General features: G+C 58.9%; 21 protein-coding genes, 1 tRNA gene and 1 pseudogene. 11 read left to right on the top strand and 12 right to left on the bottom strand.

The genetic code is table 11. The features are described from left to right. The first annotated feature begins 72 nt into the window (after positions 1 to 72). From K5845_RS19095 to K5845_RS19050, 10 genes and pseudogenes are all read left to right on the top strand, one after another. Positions 73 to 1,098 carry a DUF2232 domain-containing protein gene (locus K5845_RS19095; RefSeq protein WP_287959702.1) on the top strand — a complete coding sequence of 342 codons (1,026 nt, stop codon included), beginning with the start codon at positions 73 to 75 and terminating at the stop codon, positions 1,096 to 1,098. Positions 1,099 to 1,161: 63 nt separating this feature from the next. Next, a complete protein-coding gene (gene rplI / locus K5845_RS19090) occupies positions 1,162 to 1,749 on the top strand; it encodes a 50S ribosomal protein L9 (protein WP_046478566.1) in 588 nt (195 codons plus the stop codon). Positions 1,750 to 2,098: 349 nt separating this feature from the next. Then, positions 2,099 to 2,521 carry a VOC family protein gene (locus K5845_RS19085; protein WP_287959701.1) on the top strand — a complete coding sequence of 141 codons (423 nt, stop codon included), beginning with the start codon at positions 2,099 to 2,101 and terminating at the stop codon, positions 2,519 to 2,521. A gap of 140 nt (positions 2,522 to 2,661) precedes the next feature. Beyond that, a pseudogene (locus K5845_RS19080) lies at positions 2,662 to 2,757 on the top strand (IS5/IS1182 family transposase); the annotation flags it as partial. Between the two features lie 102 nt (positions 2,758 to 2,859). Further along, on the top strand, positions 2,860 to 4,380 hold the full coding sequence (locus K5845_RS19075) for a replicative DNA helicase (RefSeq protein WP_076605327.1): 1,521 nt from the start codon (positions 2,860 to 2,862) through the stop codon (positions 4,378 to 4,380). After that, positions 4,377 to 5,555: an alanine racemase gene (gene alr, locus K5845_RS19070; protein WP_287959700.1), complete on the top strand. Its 1,179-nt coding sequence runs from the start codon at positions 4,377 to 4,379 to the stop codon at positions 5,553 to 5,555. Before K5845_RS19075 ends, alr begins: the two co-directional genes overlap by 4 nt. Positions 5,556 to 5,561: 6 nt before the next feature. Next, the gene (gene radA / locus K5845_RS19065) at positions 5,562 to 6,938 is read left to right on the top strand and encodes a DNA repair protein RadA (protein ID WP_046478564.1); all 1,377 of its coding nucleotides are present in this window, start codon (positions 5,562 to 5,564) and stop codon (positions 6,936 to 6,938) included. 61 nt (positions 6,939 to 6,999) lie between these two features. After that, positions 7,000 to 7,599, top strand: a complete 600-nt coding sequence (locus K5845_RS19060) for a CvpA family protein (RefSeq protein WP_287959699.1) — start codon at positions 7,000 to 7,002, stop codon at positions 7,597 to 7,599. A gap of 166 nt (positions 7,600 to 7,765) precedes the next feature. Then, positions 7,766 to 9,262 carry an amidophosphoribosyltransferase gene (purF, locus tag K5845_RS19055; RefSeq protein ID WP_046478562.1) on the top strand — a complete coding sequence of 499 codons (1,497 nt, stop codon included), beginning with the start codon at positions 7,766 to 7,768 and terminating at the stop codon, positions 9,260 to 9,262. Between the two features lie 60 nt (positions 9,263 to 9,322). Continuing rightward, positions 9,323 to 10,093, top strand: coding sequence for an SDR family NAD(P)-dependent oxidoreductase (locus tag K5845_RS19050; protein ID WP_287959698.1), 771 nt, complete (start codon positions 9,323 to 9,325; stop codon positions 10,091 to 10,093). Here K5845_RS19050 and K5845_RS19045 read toward each other — a convergent pair. The 7 genes from K5845_RS19045 to K5845_RS21250 all read right to left on the bottom strand — a co-directional run bounded on the left by K5845_RS19045 (position 10,085) and on the right by K5845_RS21250 (position 17,256). After that, positions 10,085 to 10,885: an MBL fold metallo-hydrolase gene (locus tag K5845_RS19045; protein WP_046478560.1), complete on the bottom strand. Its 801-nt coding sequence runs from the start codon at positions 10,883 to 10,885 to the stop codon at positions 10,085 to 10,087. The two genes, K5845_RS19050 and K5845_RS19045, sit on opposite strands and share 9 nt — an antisense overlap. Beyond that, complete coding sequence (locus tag K5845_RS19040) at positions 10,882 to 11,703, bottom strand: TatD family hydrolase (protein WP_090230752.1); 822 nt, start codon at positions 11,701 to 11,703, stop codon at positions 10,882 to 10,884. Before K5845_RS19040 ends, K5845_RS19045 begins: the two co-directional genes overlap by 4 nt. A 16-nt stretch (positions 11,704 to 11,719) precedes the next feature. Then, the gene (gene metG / locus K5845_RS19035) at positions 11,720 to 13,339 is read right to left on the bottom strand and encodes a methionine--tRNA ligase (RefSeq protein WP_287959697.1); all 1,620 of its coding nucleotides are present in this window, start codon (positions 13,337 to 13,339) and stop codon (positions 11,720 to 11,722) included. A gap of 83 nt (positions 13,340 to 13,422) precedes the next feature. Beyond that, entirely contained in the window at positions 13,423 to 14,535 is a 1,113-nt protein-coding gene (locus K5845_RS19030; protein ID WP_046478559.1) for a DNA polymerase III subunit delta', read from the bottom strand. Between the two features lie 4 nt (positions 14,536 to 14,539). Beyond that, positions 14,540 to 15,169 carry a dTMP kinase gene (gene tmk, locus K5845_RS19025; protein WP_046478558.1) on the bottom strand — a complete coding sequence of 210 codons (630 nt, stop codon included), beginning with the start codon at positions 15,167 to 15,169 and terminating at the stop codon, positions 14,540 to 14,542. Positions 15,170 to 15,209: 40 nt separating this feature from the next. Continuing rightward, on the bottom strand, positions 15,210 to 16,472 hold the full coding sequence (locus tag K5845_RS19020) for a D-alanyl-D-alanine carboxypeptidase family protein (RefSeq protein WP_082101155.1): 1,263 nt from the start codon (positions 16,470 to 16,472) through the stop codon (positions 15,210 to 15,212). 121 nt (positions 16,473 to 16,593) lie between these two features. Then, on the bottom strand, positions 16,594 to 17,256 hold the full coding sequence (locus tag K5845_RS21250; RefSeq protein WP_052743963.1) for a septal ring lytic transglycosylase RlpA family protein: 663 nt from the start codon (positions 17,254 to 17,256) through the stop codon (positions 16,594 to 16,596). 397 nt (positions 17,257 to 17,653) lie between these two features. Here K5845_RS21250 and K5845_RS19010 point away from each other — a divergent pair. Beyond that, positions 17,654 to 17,743 (top strand) — tRNA-Ser (locus K5845_RS19010). On the opposite strand, the gene K5845_RS19005 is transcribed toward K5845_RS19010, so the two are convergent. The 5 genes from K5845_RS19005 to K5845_RS18985 all read right to left on the bottom strand — a co-directional run bounded on the left by K5845_RS19005 (position 17,705) and on the right by K5845_RS18985 (position 20,770). Continuing rightward, positions 17,705 to 19,360 (bottom strand): recombinase family protein, encoded by a 1,656-nt coding sequence (locus K5845_RS19005; protein WP_287959696.1) that lies wholly within the window; start codon positions 19,358 to 19,360, stop codon positions 17,705 to 17,707. The genes K5845_RS19010 and K5845_RS19005 overlap by 39 nt on opposite strands. Beyond that, positions 19,357 to 19,746: an HVO_A0114 family putative DNA-binding protein gene (locus K5845_RS19000; protein WP_242221581.1), complete on the bottom strand. Its 390-nt coding sequence runs from the start codon at positions 19,744 to 19,746 to the stop codon at positions 19,357 to 19,359. Before K5845_RS19000 ends, K5845_RS19005 begins: the two co-directional genes overlap by 4 nt. Beyond that, on the bottom strand, positions 19,734 to 20,096 hold the full coding sequence (locus K5845_RS18995; RefSeq protein ID WP_242221579.1) for a toxin-antitoxin system TumE family protein: 363 nt from the start codon (positions 20,094 to 20,096) through the stop codon (positions 19,734 to 19,736). Before K5845_RS18995 ends, K5845_RS19000 begins: the two co-directional genes overlap by 13 nt. Next, positions 20,093 to 20,413, bottom strand: a complete 321-nt coding sequence (locus tag K5845_RS18990; RefSeq protein WP_029074222.1) for a hypothetical protein — start codon at positions 20,411 to 20,413, stop codon at positions 20,093 to 20,095. Before K5845_RS18990 ends, K5845_RS18995 begins: the two co-directional genes overlap by 4 nt. Before the next feature lie 135 nt (positions 20,414 to 20,548). Further along, positions 20,549 to 20,770, bottom strand: coding sequence for a DUF2274 domain-containing protein (locus tag K5845_RS18985; protein ID WP_029074221.1), 222 nt, complete (start codon positions 20,768 to 20,770; stop codon positions 20,549 to 20,551). Between the last annotated feature and the right edge of the window lie 2 nt (positions 20,771 to 20,772).

The following is a 20,772-nucleotide window of genomic DNA, read 5'->3' as shown; positions in this document are numbered from 1 at the left end:
CGGGTTGGGGCGGCGGTCATCCAAGATGTACAGCCGCCTCTAACCGCGTTTTAACCGCGGGACAGCTAAGCTGTGCAACTGATTCTCCTCTCTGGCATTGGCGCCGGACTGATTTCGGCAGTGACGTTCGCGTCCGCAACGACCGGCTCGCCGCTGATCCAGTTCGTGCTTTTCCTTCTTACTCCGCTGCCGGTTTATCTTGCTGGCCTGAGCGTGAGCTGGGTTGCGGCATCGGTCGCGGGATTAGTCGGGGGCATAGCTCTCGCAGTCTTTACGACTCCGGTAATCGGCATTGTCTTTGCCGCATCGCAGTTGGCCCCCGCTGGGATACTCAGCTACCTCTCCCAGCTTGCCCGCTCTGCAGGCCCCTCAGTCCCAGAACCAGCACCGAACCAGCCGCAAGCTCTCGAATGGTATCCTGTCGGTCGGCTCATCGTCTGGACAGCCTTGATCGCGATTGTGCTGTCGGTGGGCATGTTGATGCTCTTGGGCCAGGACGTGGACAGCCTAAAACGCGCACTCAGAGAGTTCATTCAGCGTGTCGTTGAACAGGGCATGCCCGATCAAGGCACGGTTAAGAGCGCCATATCGGATGCCGAGCTCGATACCATCACCGATATCAGCCTCAAATTGCTGCCCGCAATTACCGTGATGTCGATCATGGGAACGCTATTGTTCAATCTCTGGCTCGCGGGGCGCATCACGCTCGCCACCGGCCGCTTACGCCGCCCCTGGCCAGACTTGGCGACGATCACATATCCTTCTGGAATACCTCTCCTCCTGGCCATATCGGTCATTGGAGCCGCCTACGCGCCTGGAATGCTGGGCCTTTTTTCCTCCGCAGCAGCCGGCGCGATTTACTTCGCCTATATCCTCCTTGGATTGGCGATCCTCCACTACATCACGCGCGGAAATGCGTGGCGTCCACTGATCCTATGGTCGGTGTATTTCGCCTTCCTCGTGCTCAACACGGGATTCTCATTGATCCTTGTCGTGATGGCACTGCTCGAACCTTTCTCACCGATACGGCGAGACTTTTTGAGGCCGCCCTCCCCCCCGAAAAAACCACCGGGCCCGAACGGCGGACCTCCAACCTGACGCATAAAAAACCTGCAAGCACATCAAGCGATTGCCTACCCGGCAGATTCGAAGGAGTAGAAAATGGAAGTCATTCTTTTACAGCGCATTGGACATCTCGGTCAGATGGGCGACGTCGTATCGGTTCGTGATGGATACGCCCGCAACTACCTGCTGCCGCAGAAGATGGCGCTACGCGCCAACAAGGAAAACCTGGCACAGTTCGAAGCCCAGCGCGTTCAGCTCGAAGCAAACAACCTTGAGCAAAAGAAAGAAGCTGAAGCCATCGGCGAAAAGCTCGCCGGCCAGTCTTTCATCGCGATCCGCCAAGCCGGCGACACCGGCCAGCTTTATGGCTCGGTCTCTCCGCGCGACATCTCAGACGTCATCACTGAAGGTGGTTTCACCATCGCGCGCCGTCAGGTCGTTCTCGAACGTCCCATCAAGGAACTCGGCCTTCATGACGTGACGATTTCCTTGCACCCGGAAGTTTCTGTGCAGGTGATGATCAACGTTGCCAGAACACAGGACGAAGCTGAGCGCCAGGCTCAGGGTGAAGACGTCACCGTCATCAAGGACGAAGCAATTGAACTTGAGACGTTCGACCCTGACGCCGAAGAGCACGGTGGAAGCTATGACGCAGAAGAATCTTCCGAAGAAGCCCGCGAATAGCCCTTGGCGCGCTCCAAGACTGTGCAGAAAAGAACGAGCTCCGACTTAGTCGGAGCTCGTTTTGATTCAGAGTAATGATCTAAGGTCAGGACCTATTAAACAGACTTCCACTATATCGTTAGGTTCCCCCAACAAGGACGTTCACTGAAATCATAGCGCCAACCGCGTTGCGTACGAGTGTGTGTTGACGCGGGAGCGGTCCTGTCCTTATCGTTATCACGTCTAAAACAGGTTAGGTTCGGGAAGGTTGGCCCGGCCCCCGCTTGGCGGGTCCTTCTGTCATCAAGGTGACGGCCCAAGACTATCAAGGCGTACGCATGGTGCGGACGCCGATAGAATGGGCATGGACATGAAACCACGTATTTCCGTTCTCACGCTTGGCGTCTCCAATCTCGAAAACTCGCTTTCCTTTTATCGTGATGGGCTTGGTCTGCCGACTGAGGGCGTCATTGGGCGCAAATTCGAGCATGGCGCGGTCGCATTCTTCAATCTCTCGGGTGGTCTGAAACTCGCCATCTGGGCACAAGATGACCTTGCATATGACACCGGATTGCCCAAGCATCCGATTTGCACCACCGCTGGCAGCATCGGGCACAATGTTCTGTGCCGCGAGGATGTTGATGACATCATGCGCAAGGCCCAGCGTGCAGGGGCAGAGATTATCAAAGCACCACAGGATACCTTCTATGGCGGTTACGCAGGCTACTTTACTGATCCTGATGGACACCTGTGGGAAGTAGTCTGGAATCCGCAGATGCTGCCGTCGGACTGATGCCACCGAAACATGCGCCCTGACTTTTTTGTCAGAAGGTCAAGGGCTGCATTGGCTTCACAGCGCGGCGAGGTCGAAGGCATCCTGCGAACCATGATGTCAAGTTGTACCAAAACGGCATAGCGTCAAAAAACCTGGTCGCCCGGCTAAAGGACTGGCGTCGTGTCGCAACGCGTTATGACCGATGCGGCGAATTGTTTTTGTCGGCGGTCTACATCGCCGCAACGGTCACCTAGCTTCAGCAGCTCTGTGCATATCTTGGATAAGCCGCTGTTGACGCCAACCGCTCCTACGATTCGCGAAGGACGCCACGGGGACGAGTCGAATACTCAAGGGGCATGACACAGACAGCCCTCCTCCCGACTGACAAACTCCGCGCCGCTGCCGGTTCCGAGGAACCTGTGCACTTTCGCCAAGCGCCCCACAACATTGAAGCTGAGCAAGCCCTGCTCGGTGCGATTCTCATCAATAAGGAAGCGCTAGACCGTGTCTCGGGCTTTCTGGAACCTGCGCATTTCTACGATCCCCTCCATGCGCAGATCTTTGAGACAATGTCGAAGCTGATCCATGCGGGGAAAGAAGCCACCCCGATTACGCTCAAGACGTTCTTTGAAAACCTTGAGCCGATCGACGTTGATTTGACGGTTCCCCAATACCTCGTACGGTTAGCAGCCAATGCCACCACCGTAATCAATGCGCACGACTACGCACGCACCGTTTATGATCTCGCCATCCGCCGACAGCTGATTCTCATCGGCGAGGATATGGTCAATGTCGCTTTCGATAGCTCCGTCGATCAGACACCGACTAAGCAGATCGAAGAGGCCGAGGGCCGCCTCTACGAATTGGCCGAACCATCAAAATACGGCCAGGGTTTTCTGAATTTTTCGACCGCGCTCACCCAAGCCGTCGATATGGCCAACTCTGCGCGAATGCGCGGCGATCGGCTGTCCGGCTTGCCCTCTGGCCTTATCGATCTCGACGCCATGATGGGCGGCCTCCAGCCCTCCGATCTCATCGTGCTCGCCGGCCGGCCGTCTATGGGCAAAACAGCGCTCGCCACCAATATCGCGACGAACGTCGCGAGCGCAAAGCGCTTACATCGCCTGCAAACCAATCCCAATGCGCCCGTAGAGGACGCCGTAGTGGGTTTTTTCTCGCTGGAAATGTCGGCGGAACAGCTGGCCTCTCGTATTCTGTCCGAACAGGCTGAAATCCCTTCCAACAAGATTCGCCGCGGGCAGATCGACGAGGAAGAGATGAAGCGGCTGATCCAGGCGTCGCAAGCGCTATCGCAAGCCCCGCTGTTCATCGACCAGACCGGCGGCATCTCAATTGCGCAGTTGTCCTCACGAGCGAGAAAACTGAAGCGTCAACACGGCCTCGATCTGTTGATCGTCGACTATATCCAGCTGCTCTCTGGCTCCGCCGCCAAAGCTGCCGCAGGCCGTGTGCAGGAGGTCACGGAAATTACAACCGGCCTTAAAGCGCTCGCAAAAGAGTTGGAAGTACCAATCATCGCCCTGTCGCAGCTCTCGCGTCAGGTCGAAACCCGCGAAGACAAACGCCCGCAACTTTCCGACCTTCGCGAATCGGGCTCGATCGAACAGGACGCCGACGTGGTGTTATTTGTCTTCCGAGAAGAATACTATGTCCAACGGAGTGAACCGTCCGTCAGCGATGTCGAAGCTCATCTCAAGTGGCAAACCGAGTTAGAGGCTGTACAAGGAATTGGCGAAGTGATCATCGGCAAGCAACGACATGGTCCCACGGGCACGGTACGGCTGCAGTTCACCGGTGAATTCACGCGCTTTGACAATCTCGATCGCCATCACCCATTGGCAGGAAAGACGGATTGACGCGACTCTGGCCCGATCTAATGCCCTCAAACAGTAATGCGTTTTTCGCCGCAGCGCCTCCCGAGGCCCCCGGCATCCTTGCAATCGATCTGGACCAACTCGCTGCCAACTGGCAGGCCCTGCGTGATTACGTAGCGCCAGCGCAGTGCGCGGCTGTTGTCAAAGCAGATGCATACGGATTGGGAGCAGATCGCGTAATCCCAGCCCTCGCCGCCGCCGGCTGCCGCGTGTTTTTTGTCGCGACTTTGGCCGAAGCGCGTCAGGCACGGACGCTCGCCCCCCAAGGGAACATCCTCGTTCTCGATGGCATCACACCGGGCGCATCCGAAGCTTATACGCAGATCAACGCCTGGCCGGTCCTCTCAAGTCTGGCTGAAATCAAGGAGTGGGGCCAAGAGGGCGTCCAGCGCGGATCCCCTGCGCCCTGTGCGTTGCATATAGATACCGGGCTCAATCGGCTTGGGATGAGCGAGCCTGAGATTCGAGCGCTCGCCGGAGACACGCATCTGCTTGGCCGACTCGATATCCGCCTCGTGATGAGTCACTTGGCCTGTGCTGATGAGCCCGACCATCCCAAAAACGCGAAGCAGCACGACGTCATGCGCCAACTTCGTCCGCTGCTGCCCAACGCCGCCACAAGCCTCGCCGCTTCTGACGGCATCATGCTCGGGCCAAACTTCCATTTTGACTTGGTGCGTCCAGGCTACGCCCTGTACGGCGGCCAAGCCTCGAAAGGCAGGCCGGCGCCAGTCAAACCGGTTGTCCAATCCTTCGCGCGTGTTCTTCAGGTCCGCGACCTCGCTCCGGGGGGCACCGTTGGCTACTCAGCGAGCTACAGCGCCGAACAGCCACGCCGCATCGCAGTGATCGCTGCTGGATATGCCGACGGATTTTTCCGTCACCTCAGCGCCGCTGCCGGCGAAACTGGGGGCTTCGTCGCCTTCTCAGGCAAACGCGCGCCTGTGGTGGGCCGTGTTTCGATGGACCTCATAACCACAGACGTCACCGCATTTAACGATCCGTCAGTCGTCCGCGGCGACTGGGCAGAAATCCTGGGCCCGACCATCACCCTTGAAGAGATGGGGGCCGCAGCAGGCACAATCGGCTACGAGACCCTCACGCGTCTCGGCCGCCGGTTCCATCGGGTCTACCTCGAGCGTGACGGAGACATCTAAGCAGCCATGGCACGTGCCGCCAAAACCGTCTTCGTTTGCCAGAACTGCGGCGCGACCGCCCCGCGCTGGGCGGGCAAATGCGCGTCATGCGAGGAATGGAATACGCTTGTTGAGGAAACTGATACCGGGCCCCCACCCGGCAGCGGTTTGACCAAAGCAAGCAAAGGCCGGGCGATCACCCTAGAGTCGCTCAAGGGCTCTTCCAAGCGGACCCCGCGAATCCCCACTGGCTTAGAGGAACTCGACCGCGTAACCGGTGGAGGCTTGGTTCCCGGCTCGGCATTGCTCATTGGCGGCGAGCCCGGCATCGGAAAATCGACGCTTCTGTTACAGCTCGCCTCAGCCATCGCGCAACGTGGTGGACGCAGCCTGTATTTCTCTGGCGAAGAAGCTATCGATCAGGTCAGGCTCCGCGCAGAACGCCTCGGACTCGCCGAAGCCCCGGTCGGACTAGCGGCGGAAACTCACCTTTCGACGATCCTGGCGACGTTGGATGCAGAACCTTCCGCGCAACTGATCGTCATCGATTCGATTCAGACGCTCTGGTCGGACACGCTCGAAGCAGCGCCCGGGACCGTCAGCCAAGTCCGCGCGGCAACCCAATCCCTTATTCGTCACGCCAAGCGCCACGGCGCCACACTACTCCTCGTCGGTCACGTCACAAAGGAAGGCCAAATCGCAGGCCCCAAAGTGATCGAACACATGGTCGATACCGTGTTGTACTTCGAAGGTGAGAGCGGCCACCCGTTCCGCATTCTGCGTGCGGTCAAGAATCGCTTCGGCCCGACCGACGAAATTGGCGTCTTTGAAATGGCTGGCGAAGGCCTCCGTCAGGTCAAGAACCCGTCGGAATTGTTCCTCGGTGACCGTGACGCCAGCGCGCCCGGCACAGCAGTCTTTGCCGGGATAGAAGGCACAAGACCCCTGCTGGTCGAGATACAAGCACTCGTCGCGCCCTCGGCGCTGGGAACCCCGCGCCGCGCCGTTGTCGGCTGGGACAGCAACAGGTTGTCGATGCTGCTCGCCGTTCTGGACGCACGGTGCGGTGTCTCGTTTGCGCAAAACGACGTTTATCTGAACGTCGCCGGAGGCCTTAAAATCACAGAACCCGCCGCCGACCTTGCTGCCGCAGCCGCGCTGCTATCGTCATTTTCCGGCAAACCCCTACCACCGGAAACCGTCTATTTCGGTGAAATATCGCTGTCAGGCGCCGTCCGAGCCGCCGCCAACACCGCAGGACGTCTGAAAGAATCTCAAAAATTGGGATTTTCTAGTGCGGTCATCCCGGCCTTGGGTGAAATCGAAGCGACCGGCATTTCTCTGGACTTGAGCCGGCTCTCGCACCTCAAGATGCTTGCGGAAAGGGTTACGGCGTGCGACTGAGACTAAACAGGGTTAAGCGGCACGTGGGCCGGAGTTCTAGGCCCAGTGGAGAGAAGCAAGAATGATCGGGCCTTTGACGTACCTCGATGCCGGGGTAATCGCGATCGCCTTTATATCGGGGCTGCTCGCCCTTTATCGCGGACTCACGCGCGAACTTCTGGCCATCCTGTCGTGGATCATCGCGGCCGTTACCGTTCTCTACTTCATCCTGAATCACCGCCAATTCGCAACGGAAGTAGCCGAGCAGATGGGCGCTCAGCTCATCATCGCACAAGCCGTTATTGGCGTTCTGCTGTTCCTGATCGTGCTGATCGTGGTCCATCTGGTTACCGCACGCATTTCCGACTCCATTCTCGATAGCCAAGTCGGCATGATTGACCGGATTCTTGGCTTCGTATTCGGCCTCGTACGGGGCTTTATCCTGGTAGTGATCCCGTTCATGCTGGCACTGCACTTCTACCCAAAAGAAGAGCAGCACCCGGACTGGCTCGCCAAGTCAATCACCCGGCCCTACTTGCTCTCAACTGGGGAAGCTCTCCAGTCGATGCTCGTTGCCTATGTTGTACCGGTCATAGATCGCGCAACGAATAAGCAAGACGAAGCGTCGCACCAGCAAGACAGTTCCATCGAAATTCGGGGCGACGAAGCGCAAAAAGGCTAGGTGCGCAGGCCAAGGGGCCTGTTGCAGTGCAAAAAAGAACTGGAAAAGTACACAGTTTTTCATATATCCGTCACAGAAGCGGTGGCGCAGCCATGAGCGGGCTGGTACCTCAAGCCATTGTGACGATCAGTTTGTGCGGCAACGGATGCGATCGCGGGAGGCAGCCATGACGTGCGACGACAACGTCGGAGCAGCGGAAACCCAATGGGATTCCGGATATTCTCGATACGGCGACGACAGACTTCGCGAGGAATGCGGGGTCTTTGGAATTTTGGGACATCCTGATGCCGCCGCCTTGACGGCCCTCGGCCTCCATGCCCTCCAGCATCGCGGACAGGAAGCGGCCGGGATCGTCACCTACGACGGCCATCAATTCCATTCGGAGCGCCGCCTCGGTCTCGTCGGAGACAACTTTAACAAAGGCAGCGTCATCAAACGTTTGATGGGCTCCATGGCCGTAGGCCACAACCGCTACTCCACCACAGGCAACACCCTTATCCGCAACGTACAACCGCTTTTCGCCGATCTTGATACAGGCGGTTTCGCGCTAGCGCACAACGGCAACCTTACAAACGCTCTCACCTTGCGCCGCGATCTCATCTCCTCCGGCGCCATCTGCCAGTCCACCTCAGACAGCGAGGTCATTCTTCACCTCCTCGCCCGCTCGAACAAACGTCGTATCGTCGAACGTTTTGTCGACGCCATCCGCCAGATCGAAGGCGCTTACGCGCTGGTCTGCCTCACCAACGATATGATGATTGGCGCACGTGATCCCATCGGCATCCGGCCACTCATAATCGGCAAGATCGACGGTTGTTATGTTCTTGCCTCCGAGACCTGTGCCCTCGACATCGTCGGCGCTAAGTTCGTGCGCGAAGTCGAGAATGGCGAAGTCGTCGTCATCACCGAGGCCGGTCTGGAAAGCCACCGCCCGTTCCCGCGCCGTCCAGCGCGTCCCTGTATCTTCGAATACATCTACTTCGCACGACCTGACTCAATCGTCGGCGGGCGTTCTGTCTATGACATCCGCAAGCAGATGGGCGTGCAGCTGGCGATCGAATCTCCTGCGGATGCCGATATCATCGTCCCGATCCCGGATTCCGGCGTACCAGCCTCGATTGGGTACGCACAGCAATCAAATCTGCCCTTCGAACTCGGCATAATTCGTAATCACTACGTCGGACGCACCTTCATTGAGCCAGAACAGCGAATTCGCGCACTGGGCGTGAAACTGAAACACTCCGCCAATGCGTCGATTATCAGCGGCAAGAGCATTGTTCTCATCGACGACAGCGTCGTCCGCGGCACTACATCCAAGAAGATCGTGCAGCTGATGTACGAAGCCGGCGCGCGCGAAGTGCACATGCGCATCGCCTGCCCACCCATCACACATTCCGACTATTACGGCATCGACACGCCAAGCACTGAAGAGCTACTTGCAGCGAAATTCGATGTCGAAGGAATGCGCAAGTTCATGGGCGCCCATTCGCTCGCGTTCCTTTCGATCGACGGTATTTATCGCTCAGTCGGTTTCGAAGGCCGCGATCCAAACGCCCCGCAGTTCACGGACCACTGCTTGACGGGCGAATATCCAACGCCTCTGACAGATCAGACTGGCGATCCCGCCGCCCGCCAGCTATCACTTCTCGCCGAAGTGAGCTGAGCCCAAGCAGCCGAACGGCATAAGCCATCGGCTGCCACATCCATTACCACGGAACACTGCGTGACCAGCCAATCGGAAACACCCACGGACGGCGAACAGCCGAACCGCATAGCCCTCGTGACTGGCGCAACACGCGGCATCGGCCGTGCAGTCGCTATCGCCCTCGCGGCCGAAGGCTTGCATGTGATCATCACGGGTCGAGTGACTAGCGCGCTTGAGGAAACCGACGACGCCATACGCGCCGCTGGCGGAACAGCAACACTCATCCCCCTCAATCTGCAGCAAACCGAACGGATTGATGCGCTGGGCCCGACGCTTTATCAGCGCTTCGGACGCCTCGATGTCCTCATTGCCAATGCAGGCTTGCTCGGGCCGCTCTCTCCCTTGCCACATGTCACAATGGATGCCTGGGCGCGCGTGCTTGAACTGAACCTAACTGTGAACTGGCAGCTCATTCGCACGCTCGATCCGCTGTTGCGTCGCTCAGACGCTGGCCGGGCCGTGTTCGTAACGTCAGGCGCAGCTAAGGCGAAGAACGCGTACTGGGGCCCCTACGCCGTCTCCAAAGCCGGCTTGGAAGCTCTAGCGAAAACCTACGCGCGGGAAATGGTCAACACGAACGTACGTGTGAACCTCATCAATCCCGGTCCCATCCGCACCCAAATGCGCGCCAAGGCTTTTCCGGGTGAAGATCCTGCGACGCTCTATACGCCGGAGGACATCGCACCGCTGTTTGTTGAATTGGCGAGCCCAGAGTGCACGACAAATGGTGAAATCTTCGACGGCCCCGGTTGGTTGCGCCAACACGTCGGCACAAAATCTTCAGCCTGAAACCTCGAACACCATCCCATCGAAGGCCGGCTCTACGTTGTCCGGCAACGAGCGCTTGAGCGCGTCGTAATCGAGATCCGTTGTCATATGCGTGAGGATCGTGCGCTTTGGCTTGAGCCGCTCCGCCCATTCCAATGCACGGCGAACGTGAAAATGGCTGGGGTGAGGATCGTACCGCAGCGCATCCACCACCCACACATCAAGATCTTCGAGCATTGGGATGGAAGCATCCGGAATATCGGACACGTCAGGTGAATATCCGAACCTGCCGAAGCGGAAGCCGAGGCTCGGAATATCGCCATGCACCTGCGGAATGCAGAGGGCTTCGATCTTCCCGCCTTTCCCGTCAACAACGACTTTGCCTCCTGCCACGATGTCATGCGGATCGAGGATAGGCTGATAGCCGGAATCGGGCTTGGTCTCGAAGCAGTAGCCAAATCGAGACCTTAAGCTGTCACGAGTGAGCGCATCGAAATAAACGTCCACGCGCTTTTTCATGGAATAGCAGACCATGCGCAGGTCATCGATCCCATGCGTATGGTCGGCATGGTCGTGAGTGTAAAGAACTCCGTCGATCGATGAGACGCGCGCATCGATCAACTGTTCGCGCAGGTCCGGCGGCGTATCGACAAGTACGCTCGTGCGGCCTCGTTTACTGAACCGATCAACGAGGATCGCGCACCGCCTTCTGCGGTTTTTCGGATTGGAAGGCTCACACCGCCCCCAGTTCGGCCCGATGCGCGGCACACCGCCTGACGGGCCGCACCCCATAATCGTAACCCGTATGCTCATTGTGGAGGCGCACCCTTCAACAAAGAAGGATCGAGCTCCTCAGGAGGCTGCGCTTTGGTGTAAAGCCTGAAAAAATTCTCCGTTGTGGCCGCAGCGAGTTCCGTAAGAGTAATACCGCGCGCTTCAGCCACTGCCGCTGCGGTATGCACGACATAAGCCGGCTCATTGGTTTTACCGCGATAAGGAACTGGCGCGAGATACGGAGCGTCCGTCTCAACAAGGATCCGGTCAAGCGGCAACTCTGCAGCTAGCGCCCGCAACGCCTCCGACTTCTTAAAGCTCACCACGCCCGAGAACGAGACGTACAGGCCAAGATCAACGGCCCGCATAGCCAAGTCGCGCCCACCGGTGAAGCAATGCAGAACGGCTGGAAACGCACCCTGTGCATGCTCATCCGCCAGGATTGTTGCTGTATCCTCATCAGCATCACGGGCATGAATCTCGAGCGGCAATCCCGTTTCGCGCGCCGCCCGAATATGCCGCCGAAACCCTTCTGCCTGCCCCTGTGCACTGGAGTGCTGATAGTAATAGTCGAGGCCCGCTTCGCCGATGGCCACGCACTTCGGATGTTGCGCTAAGCGGATGATGTCCTCGACCGGAATATCGAGTTCCTCATCCGCATTGTGCGGATGCGTTCCGACGGAGCAATAGACGTCCTTATACGTCTCGGCGATCACCCGAATGCGATCGAACTGACGAATGCGCGTCGAGATCGACACCATCGTGCCGACGCCCGCCGCTTTCGCGCGTCCGATAACGCCGTCGAGATCTTCTGCAAACTGCGGGAAATCAAGATGGCAATGATGATCTACGAGCATCGCTGCGTTGGTCACGTCAGCCCCGTTCCTTGTTCTTTTTGGACTTTCCATTACCGCCGGACGGCTTCTCCTGCCCCTCCCGCTTCGCCTGTTCCTCAGGACTCACATAGCGCGGGAACACACCTGCTGGCGGTGGCAACGATAATCCGGACGCAAGCCGGCCGCTCTCGCCCAATTGGCTGAAGCTCCGTTGATCTTCACCGAGCCCCAGTTGGTCAAGCAGTTTGGCGCACGATTCCGGCATCGCCGGCTGCGCCAGGATAGCAACCTGCCGCACAACCTCGACCGTGACGTAAAGGATCGTCTCCATGCGCGCGAAATCAGATTTCTTCTTCGCCCATGGCTCTTGGCTGGCAAAATACCGGTTGGCCTCTGCAACGACTGCCCACACGGCGTCGAGGTATTTCTTTAGGCCCTGCAGCTCCATCGCTTCGCGAGCCTTCGCGTACATCCCGTCCGCCACCGAGAGAATAGCGCGATCCTCTTCCGTCAAAGCACCTGGTGTCGGCACCCGGCCCTCGCAGTTTTTCGCGATCATGGACAGCGAACGCTGCGCCAGGTTGCCAAGGTCATTCGCCAGATCAGCGTTGGTCCGGTTGATGATCGCTTCTTCGCTGTAGCTCCCATCCTGCCCAAACGCGACCTCGCGCAGCAGAAAATAGCGAAGCTGATCGAGGCCGAACGTAGAGACGAGATCGTGCGGATCGGCAACGTTGCCAACCGACTTCGACATCTTCTCACCTTTGTTCAGAACCATCCCGTGCGCAAAGACACGGCGTGGAGGCTCTACCCCAGCCGACATGAGAAACGCGGGCCAGTAGACCGCATGAAACCGCAGAATGTCTTTGCCGATGACATGCACGTTCGCCGGCCAGAACTTCCATTTAGGGTCTGCTTCATCAGGAAAACCAACGCCCGTGATGTAGTTGGTCAGCGCATCGACCCAGACATACATGACATGCTCGGGATGCCCGGGCACCGGCACACCCCAATTAAACGTTGTGCGCGAAATCGAGAGGTCTCTGAGCCCACCTTTGACAAAGCTCAAAACCTCATTCCGACGCTCAAGCGGAAGAATGAATTCGGGATTTGCTTCGTAATAAGCGAGGAGCCTATCCTGATAGGCCGACAGCCGGAAGAAGAAGGTTTCCTCCTCCACCCACTCAACCGGAGTGCCCTGCGGCGACAGCTTCGTACCGTCCTCCGTGACAGACAATTCGCCTTCATCGTAGTACGCCTCATCGCGCACCGAGTACCAGCCTGCATAGCGGCCAAGATAGATGTCGCCGTTCGCCTCCAACCGCCGCCACATCTCCTGGCTGGCGCGATGATGACGCTCTTCACGTGTCCGAATGAAATCGTCGTTGGAAATGTTCAACGCTTCGGCCATCGCACGAAACAACGGCGTGTTGCGGTCGGCAAGTTCCGCAGGCGTCATGTTCTGGTTACGCGCCGTCTGCACCATCTTGATGCCGTGCTCGTCCGTCCCAGTCAGAAAATAGACTGGCCGCCCATCGAGCCGCTCAAAACGGGCAATCGCGTCCGTTGCGATAGCCTCGTAGGCATGCCCAATATGCGGAGCGCCATTTGGGTAGGAAATCGCTGTCGTAATGTAAAATGGCGTGGCAGAGCCCATGAATTATCCTCTTGAGATCGAGCTGTATCGACCTGTTGCTGGTGGCCCATTCACCGCCACCCACTGAACGAAGCCCGATTGCCCTAGCGGCGTACCGTCTGCTCGATACGCAATATCGTATCGAGAATCAAAGCCTTCCGGTCCAGATTGAGCGCTAGCGCCTCGGCCCTTTCGCGCGTGATTGTTTCCCACAAGGCCGCCCAAGTGGCAAGTTGCCCGTCCTTAATCAGGCGCTGGGCCAGGGTGAGATCGCGATCGCTCCCCTCGCTTGTGGCCCCGGCACGAATTAGTCGGGCCAAATAGTCCTGAAGTAAGTCAAAGAACAGCCCGAAACGCTGCTCAGCCGCCGGTGTTCCTAAGCTCTCTGCAAGATCATGGACCGACCCCCAGGAAATCGTGGGCAGACCCGCAATCAAACTCTCGACCGAGCGGAACACCTCTAGGCCCTTGTCTCCTTCAAGCCCCAGAACACGGCGCACACTACCTTGACCGATTGCCAGTAACTGCGGCCATTGATCTGCATCTGGTTCACGTTGCTCTGCGCTCGCCAACGCCTGCCGCACGGCCGCCTGTAACGGCTCAGCCCCAAGCGGCTGCAAATCGAGCCGCCGGCACCGAGAGCGGATTGTCGTCGGCAAGCGTCCAGGCTCTGAAGAAATAAGGAGAAAGACCGTGCGTTCTGGAGGCTCTTCCAGAGATTTCAAAATGGCGTTGGCCGCGTTGATGTTCAACTCGTCCGCTTGATCGACAATAACGACGCGCCAACCACCCGCCGAGCGATGCGAGAGAAATCCCCTCAGTCGGCGCACTTCATCGATTGGAATGCTAGCGGTGAACCGCTTCGTCTTAACGTCATAGACGCGCCGGATCACGAGCAAGCCCGGATGAGACAGCGCTGTCACCTGTCGCGCTGCAATGCTTCCTGATCTGACACTCAAACCACCGGGCTCACGTTCTTCCGGCTCAGCCAACGCATAACGTGCGAACCGATAAGCTAACGTCGCCTTCCCGATACCCTGCGGCCCCGTGATTAGCCAACCGTGATGCAACTTGCCTTGGTTTAACGCCACGGCCAGTTCTTGCTGCGCGCCCTCATGGCCAAAAAGCAAAGCGGTCTCGCGCGGATGCGCGTAACCTTCCAGCCGATCCGCCTCCGGCAGATACTCAATATCTTGAACAACAGGGGCCCGCGCCATCGTCTTATCCGGCCGTCGCAATCAAACGTTCGGTAACGGCCTTCCACACGGCCTCAGCCACCTCGGCTTCCGGTTCGGCACCGTTCAGAACGACGCAACGGTCCTTCTCGGCCATTGCAAGGTCAAGAAACCCTTGTCGGACCTGTTCATGCTGCGCGAGACTCGCTGCATCAAAGCGCGTAAGGCCGCCGCGGGCCTGCGCACGTTCCATACCCACCTTCGCCCCAACATCAAGGACCAATGTGAGATCGGGAAACCACGGCGTCACTGTCTGCTGCTCGATGGCACGGATAAAAGCCTTATCGATGCCGCCGATATCGCCCTGATACACCCGGCTTGAATCGATATAGCGATCACAGACCACCCACGTGCCAGCTCCCAGCGCTGGCGCAATGGTCACAGCGATATGCTCCGCACGCGCCGCAGCGAAGAGCAAGAGTTCCGTCACCGCCGCTGCCGGTCGGTCGCTAAGCACAAGATCCCGAATCTTTTCTGCGAGCGGGGCGCCACCGGGCTCACGTGTTACAATTGTGCTGATATTAGCCGCACCGAGGCGTTCGGCCAGTTGACGCGCTTGCGTCGACTTGCCCGATCCTTCACCGCCCTCGAAGGTGATGAGCTTACCCGTTGTCATCGCCCCATCCGGGGCGCCTTCATACGCCCGCACCCGCTGTTCACGTTCCTCCGATCAACTCGGAAGCTTGATCGGCGACCCAGCGGAACGCCATCACGGCCAGCGAGTCAAGTCCACGCCATGCAATCGAGGCCTCATCGACATCCTCCGCCGCATACAAAGGCACTTCATTGACGGTATTTGAAGCACTTGTGACCCGAAGAACCGCAACGCGATCCCCCTGTTTGATAGGGGGCTTGAGAGGGCCGGTATAGACAATTTCCGCCCTCAACCGAGACGATTCTTCCGACTTCGGAATGAGAATCCCAATTGGTCCGTTGCCGGTGAGTGGCACGTAGTATTTCTCGCCACCCCAAACTCGAGCCGACCCAACAATCTCGCCAGAATCGAACAGCTTGTACTTCGAGAAATTTTGAAAGCCCCATCCTAAGAGCTTTTGCGCTTCGGACCGCCGCGCCGTACTGCTTGCTAATCCATGGACAACCACGATAAGGCGCCTGCCATCTTGAACCGCCGAACCCGCCAGACCGTATCCCGACTCTTTTAAATGCCCCGTCTTGAGGCCGTCTGCACCAATATCGAGAGACAAGAGCGGATTGCGGTTGAAGAACTTGTAAGGCTGCCGACGCCCTTCAGGCTGGTAGGGAAAACGCCGCTCGCCGAACCAACCATAGTATTCGGGATAGGTCTTGATAAGAAACTGAGACAACAACGCGATCTCTCGGGCCGTCATCAACTGATCAGGATGAGGCAAGCCCGTCGGATTGCCGAACGTTGACTTCTTAAGGCCAATTTTCCGCGCTTCTTCCGTCATCAATTTTGCAAAGGCAGCTTCTGATCCGGACATGCCTTCCGCAATGACGATAGCGGCGTCATTGCCCGACTGGATGATCAGGCCCTTGAGCAGATCCTCAATGGTCACTTGAGAGTTCAGCGGCGCGAACATCGCGGACGTGCCAGACGGCGCCCCTCCCGTACGCCAAGCATGTTCGCTCACAGGAAATGTATCCGTGAGCGACAACCGCCCTTCCCTCAAGGCACGGAAAACCACCGCCGCGGTGACAAGCTTCGCCATACTAGCCGGCGGAGCCAGAACATCAGCATTGTGCTGGAAAAGAACTGCACCGCTGTCGGCGTCGATAAGAATTGCTTGCTTAGCAACTGTCCGAAATTCACTGGCCGAAGAGCCAGTTGGCGCAACAGCAAGCAAACTAACGAAAAAAACAAATCCCAAAAAAACAAAGCGCGTCAAAATTTCTCCCCGCGAGGCGTCGACCGTGATTTTACAAGCAGATTTTGTCATCAGCCACTCCCCGCCGGCTGATCCAAATCGCTCGCGACTATCGGAATAATGGGCGACGGGGTCAACGCCGGCACCCCCGATAAACCCACGGCCTGGCGGCTCTACACGAAGATATGACTTTTTATGGCGCGCGTATCGTCATCAGCGAAGCCTGTTCTTGTTCATCGCTGCCATCGAGCGGTGCGGGACCGAGGTACTTGACATGGACCTTCGCAGTCCCCTTGTCGGCAAATCCGAGTTCCCGCGCGACCCGTGCCGAGACATCGATTATGCGGCCTTTCTTGAATGGACCACGGTCGTTGACACGCACCACCACCGAACGGCCATTCGCCAAGTACGTTACGCGCACCAAAGACGGCAACGGCAGTGTTCTGTGCGCAGCCGTCAGAGCATTCAGATCGTAGATTTCGCCGTTCGCGGTCTTCTGCGCATGAAACTTATCGCCATACCAGGAGGCGATCCCTGTTTCTTCGTAGTCCGCATCGTGCTTCGGCGTGTACCAAATACCGGCAACTTGATAGCGCTTGCCAATCTTGTGATATCCGCCCCCTTTGCGCAGTTTGTGCCGCCGTTCGGCTCGCGCCTTCGATGTAAGGGTCTGACTGGCTTTCGCCGCGCTTTCAGAAGGCTTGTTGGTCTGGCTCGCATCGCTAAGGCTTGCGGTGACGATGGGACGCTCACGGTTGACTTCCGTCGTCCAGGAAATTGGCGTTTGCGATATCTGAGGTTTTTCGGAACACCCCGTAAGAAAGTTGCACAGACCTGCAATGACCAGCACTTCCATGAGCAAGACCCAACGTCGTCGCGCAGAACAGCTACGAAGACCGCAGCGCGCCAAACTGCCTGGACCCTTCTGGAATACCCCCGACAACCCCACGTCCCTCGTCTCAGCCCTTCAGTAAGGTAACTCTTCACAGCGGCACGGCGCGCCCAAGCGAGCACATTGGCGCCTCGAAATTAGCCAGCCTAAACCGGGCACCGCAAGTACACGAGAGCAACACCGGGCAATCATGGCCAAGACGTGGTCAACCTGACAGGATTGATACGTTCATCCACATGAGAGGCATGCGCACAACACCCTTATTTGCCAAGCCGTTGCAATGGCACTTGATTGCAGGGGCCTTCCCCTGATATCGGGAGAGGGCGCGCTTGCCCCTCGATAAGGGTTTTACGCAGGCATCGGAGGGGTGGCCGAGTGGTTTAAGGCACCGGTCTTGAAAACCGGCGTGGGTTCACGCCCACCGTGGGTTCGAATCCCACCCCCTCCGCCACTTCGGAACAAAACCGGGAACGCCGATTCCCGCCGATTTCCCTCCCTTGGCGGCTACCAGCGTCCTCAACAGGACGTTTTTGCTTCCTTTGATGTAGATCGCGTCGTCTGCGACCTCGACGTGTTGGGCGAAGGCCCGGACGTGTTCCCGCCGATAGCCGCCCTTTCCAAGCCGCAGTCGGGTGCGTGCTTCGCTCGCCAGTTCCCGCACGGCTGCCCCGGTGAGGCGCTGGTGGGTAGAGCTTGCGAGCATGGCTTCGATCCGCGTGGCATCGGCCCGCGCCTGATCCCGAAGCGCCGTGAGGCCCGCGATGCGCTCGCCAAGGGAAGACTCGGCCGGGTCGAGCGAACCGGCTTCAATGGCATCGTAGAGGCGCTTGAGGCGGTTGTCGGCCTCGGCCGCGCGATGGTTCAACTCGGCAATATGCTGGCTGCGCCGCTCGACGCCTTCCTGCCGGCGATCCAGAAGCGAGGCGAGAACGTCTTCGATCCGCTCGGGGTCGAGAAGCCTTTCCTCGATATGCGTCACCACCATGCGGTCGAGCTTATCCATCGGGATCGCGCGGCCCTTGCAGCCTGTGTCGCCCTGCCGTGCCCGAATCGAGCAAGCATAGTAGCGATACCGGCCGTTCTTGCCGGTGCGCAGCGTCATTGCGCCTCCGCAATTGCCGCAATGGCAGATGCCGGTCAGCAGGTTCGGGCCGCTGACGACGCGCGGCGGCGTCACCTTCGGATTGTTGACCTTCAAGCGATTCTGCACGGCCTCGAATATCTCAAGGTCGATCAGCGGCGGCACGGCGACGGTGACGATTTCCTCCTCCGGCTTCACCACGCCCTTATTGGAGCGGCGATTGAAGCGATGCTCGCCGATATAGGTGCGCCGGGTCAGGACACGGTGAAGCTGGCCGATGCCCCAACGCCCGCCGTTGCGGGTAAACATGCGGTGCTTGTTCAGGTGATTGACGATGTTCTTGACGCCCATGGGGCCGGACGTGCCGTCGCCTTCCGATGCAAGGCGGAAAATCAGCCGCACGGTGTCGGCATGGAGCGGGTCGATCTCCAGCTTCTTCTTCATCTTCGCGCCGCGCTGCTCGGCATCGACGACACGGTAGCCGATGGGCGGCAGGGAGCCGTTCCAGAAGCCTTGCCGGGCGTTCTCCTTCAAGGCGCGCATGACGTGCTTGCCGTTCTCCTTCGACTGGTATTCGTCGAACAGCGCCATGATCTGCCGCATCATGACGTGCATGGGGTCGTCGCCCATCTCCTGCGTGATGGACACCAGCTTGACGCCGTTCTTGGCGAGCTTCCTGACGTTGAACTCCAGCTCGAAGTGATCGCGGAAGAACCGGCTGAACGAATGGACCACGACGACATCGAAGGGCGCGGGCTTGGACGTGCCGGCCTCGATCATCCGTTGGAACTCGGGGCGGCGGTCATTGGTGGCCGAAGCGCCGGCTTCCACGAAGGTTTCGACAAGCTGGTAGCCGCGCGAGACACAATAAGCCTCGCCCTGCTTGCGCTGGTCGGGGATCGACACGTCATGCTCGGCCTGCCGCGTGGTGGAAACGCGCAGGTAGAGCGCGGCGCGCAGCGCAACATGGGGACTTTGCATATTCATGACCGGACTCCTTCCGCCGTGCGACGTTCTATCAGCGGCAATTCCAGCTCCACGCGGTCATGCAGCACCTTAGGGACGAGCTTCTGGCCCTCGCCGGGGTCCATACGGATCAGGCCGTAGCTCGCCATCTTCTTGAGGGTTCGGGACAGGTTAGGCTTCGCCCGTCCCGTGATCCGCGACAGTTCCTCCAGCGAACCGGGTGACTGCTCGTCGATGACGCGCAGCAACTCGCGGTTCCCGCTCGAAAGGAGCTGCGCGAAGGATTCCATGGATGTGAACCACACCTTCGGATCGTCGGGTGCGGGCTTTTCCTCGCCTTTGGCGATCCGCATGGTGCGCGCCTTCATCTCGTCGTAGTCGGCAATCCCGACTTTCAATGTGGCCATGTTACGCCTCGTTCCTTCAACACCGCGTCCGCCGCCTGCCAGAAGTCGGCCAGCAGCGTGGCCGCATCCTCGTAGGCGTAGGGCTTCACGGTCTGGAGGCGATGCCGGTGGTCCATCGGCTCGCCCCGCCTTCCTCGGCCGACCGGATGGGCGTTATCGAATCCGACCAACCGTTCGCCCGAAGGCCCGTGAAGCGTGAGCGAATAATCGAGGCCGTGCGGCTTTTCCGGCGAGGCCGGAACGCGGGTGACGACGAACTTCACCCAATGGCCGCCCTCGGGATCGACAACGAGCACCTGTCCGTCGAGGTCCAGAAGCGTGTCGAGGCTCGGGTCACGATCCTCGCTCATGGCTTAGTGTTATCATCGGAGGATAACCGTTGCAAGTCCTGATTGCCAGGATCGTCGATTGGGCCGAACAGTCGGTCGAGCACGTCACCGAAATACCGCTCGAAGATTTGCAGTTCTTCCTCGGTGATCGGCACCTTCTCGGGCCAGTCGTCGAAGACAGGCAACGACACCACATCGACGATGCGAAGCGGCGACCTGCGGCGCTCCCGGCCGTCCGGCGTAGGTTCGTCGGCATAGTCGAAAAGATCGTCGGGAAGTGTCTCGGGGACCGGCTGTCGCGGTCGCCCTTTGCGGGCGCGACGGCGCTCTGCACACATGGAATCCTCCTTGGTTCTGGTGGATTCCGGGGCGCTGTAGGCCCCGGAATTGGGCGAACCATGGAGGGCAGTCGGCGGGCTGTAGCGTGCCGCATTTGCGTCTATGCGCTGGCGGCACCCCTGCCGGGATGGGACTCAGTTGGCGGCTCGCCGTGCCTTGGCGAAGCCGCGATCCGTGGCGATGAACCGCTCCAGCATGGGCACGATGAGCCTGACGGGATCGGCGACGGGCTGGCCGCTCTCGCGGGCCAGCACCTCGGCATAGGCGGTCAGATCGCGGTGAAGCGGCGCGGGTAGCTCCACCGTCACCTTCACGGGCTTGTCGTCGGGAAGCGGGCCGAGTTTCAGCTTGGTCATGG

It is taken from the genome of Filomicrobium sp., from assembly GCF_025698805.1.
Taxonomy (GTDB): Bacteria; Pseudomonadota; Alphaproteobacteria; order Rhizobiales; family Hyphomicrobiaceae; genus Filomicrobium; species Filomicrobium insigne.
Note: the sequence above shows the minus strand (reverse complement) of the source record. Positions and strands in the feature narration are given on the sequence as shown.

Excerpts from the sequence above, each read along its gene's own strand:
- K5845_RS19005 (WP_287959696.1), bottom strand. The coding sequence starts at position 19,360 with ATGAATATGCAAAGTCCCCATGTTGCGCTGCGCGCCGCGCTCTACCTG.
- K5845_RS18995 (WP_242221579.1), bottom strand. The coding sequence starts at position 20,096 with ATGAGCGAGGATCGTGACCCGAGCCTCGACACGCTTCTGGACCTCGAC.
- K5845_RS19045 (WP_046478560.1), bottom strand. The coding sequence starts at position 10,885 with ATGAGCATACGGGTTACGATTATGGGGTGCGGCCCGTCAGGCGGTGTG.
- K5845_RS21250 (WP_052743963.1), bottom strand. The coding sequence starts at position 17,256 with ATGGAAGTGCTGGTCATTGCAGGTCTGTGCAACTTTCTTACGGGGTGT.
- radA (WP_046478564.1), top strand. The coding sequence starts at position 5,562 with ATGGCACGTGCCGCCAAAACCGTCTTCGTTTGCCAGAACTGCGGCGCG.
- K5845_RS19075 (WP_076605327.1), top strand. The coding sequence starts at position 2,860 with ATGACACAGACAGCCCTCCTCCCGACTGACAAACTCCGCGCCGCTGCC.
- metG (WP_287959697.1), bottom strand. The coding sequence starts at position 13,339 with ATGGGCTCTGCCACGCCATTTTACATTACGACAGCGATTTCCTACCCA.
- purF (WP_046478562.1), top strand. The coding sequence starts at position 7,766 with ATGACGTGCGACGACAACGTCGGAGCAGCGGAAACCCAATGGGATTCC.
- K5845_RS18990 (WP_029074222.1), bottom strand. The coding sequence starts at position 20,413 with ATGTGTGCAGAGCGCCGTCGCGCCCGCAAAGGGCGACCGCGACAGCCG.
- tmk (WP_046478558.1), bottom strand. The coding sequence starts at position 15,169 with ATGACAACGGGTAAGCTCATCACCTTCGAGGGCGGTGAAGGATCGGGC.
- K5845_RS19060 (WP_287959699.1), top strand. The coding sequence starts at position 7,000 with ATGATCGGGCCTTTGACGTACCTCGATGCCGGGGTAATCGCGATCGCC.
- K5845_RS18985 (WP_029074221.1), bottom strand. The coding sequence starts at position 20,770 with ATGACCAAGCTGAAACTCGGCCCGCTTCCCGACGACAAGCCCGTGAAG.
- rplI (WP_046478566.1), top strand. The coding sequence starts at position 1,162 with ATGGAAGTCATTCTTTTACAGCGCATTGGACATCTCGGTCAGATGGGC.
- K5845_RS19040 (WP_090230752.1), bottom strand. The coding sequence starts at position 11,703 with ATGCTCGTAGATCATCATTGCCATCTTGATTTCCCGCAGTTTGCAGAA.
- K5845_RS19000 (WP_242221581.1), bottom strand. The coding sequence starts at position 19,746 with ATGGCCACATTGAAAGTCGGGATTGCCGACTACGACGAGATGAAGGCG.
- K5845_RS19085 (WP_287959701.1), top strand. The coding sequence starts at position 2,099 with ATGAAACCACGTATTTCCGTTCTCACGCTTGGCGTCTCCAATCTCGAA.
- K5845_RS19020 (WP_082101155.1), bottom strand. The coding sequence starts at position 16,472 with ATGACAAAATCTGCTTGTAAAATCACGGTCGACGCCTCGCGGGGAGAA.
- K5845_RS19030 (WP_046478559.1), bottom strand. The coding sequence starts at position 14,535 with ATGGCGCGGGCCCCTGTTGTTCAAGATATTGAGTATCTGCCGGAGGCG.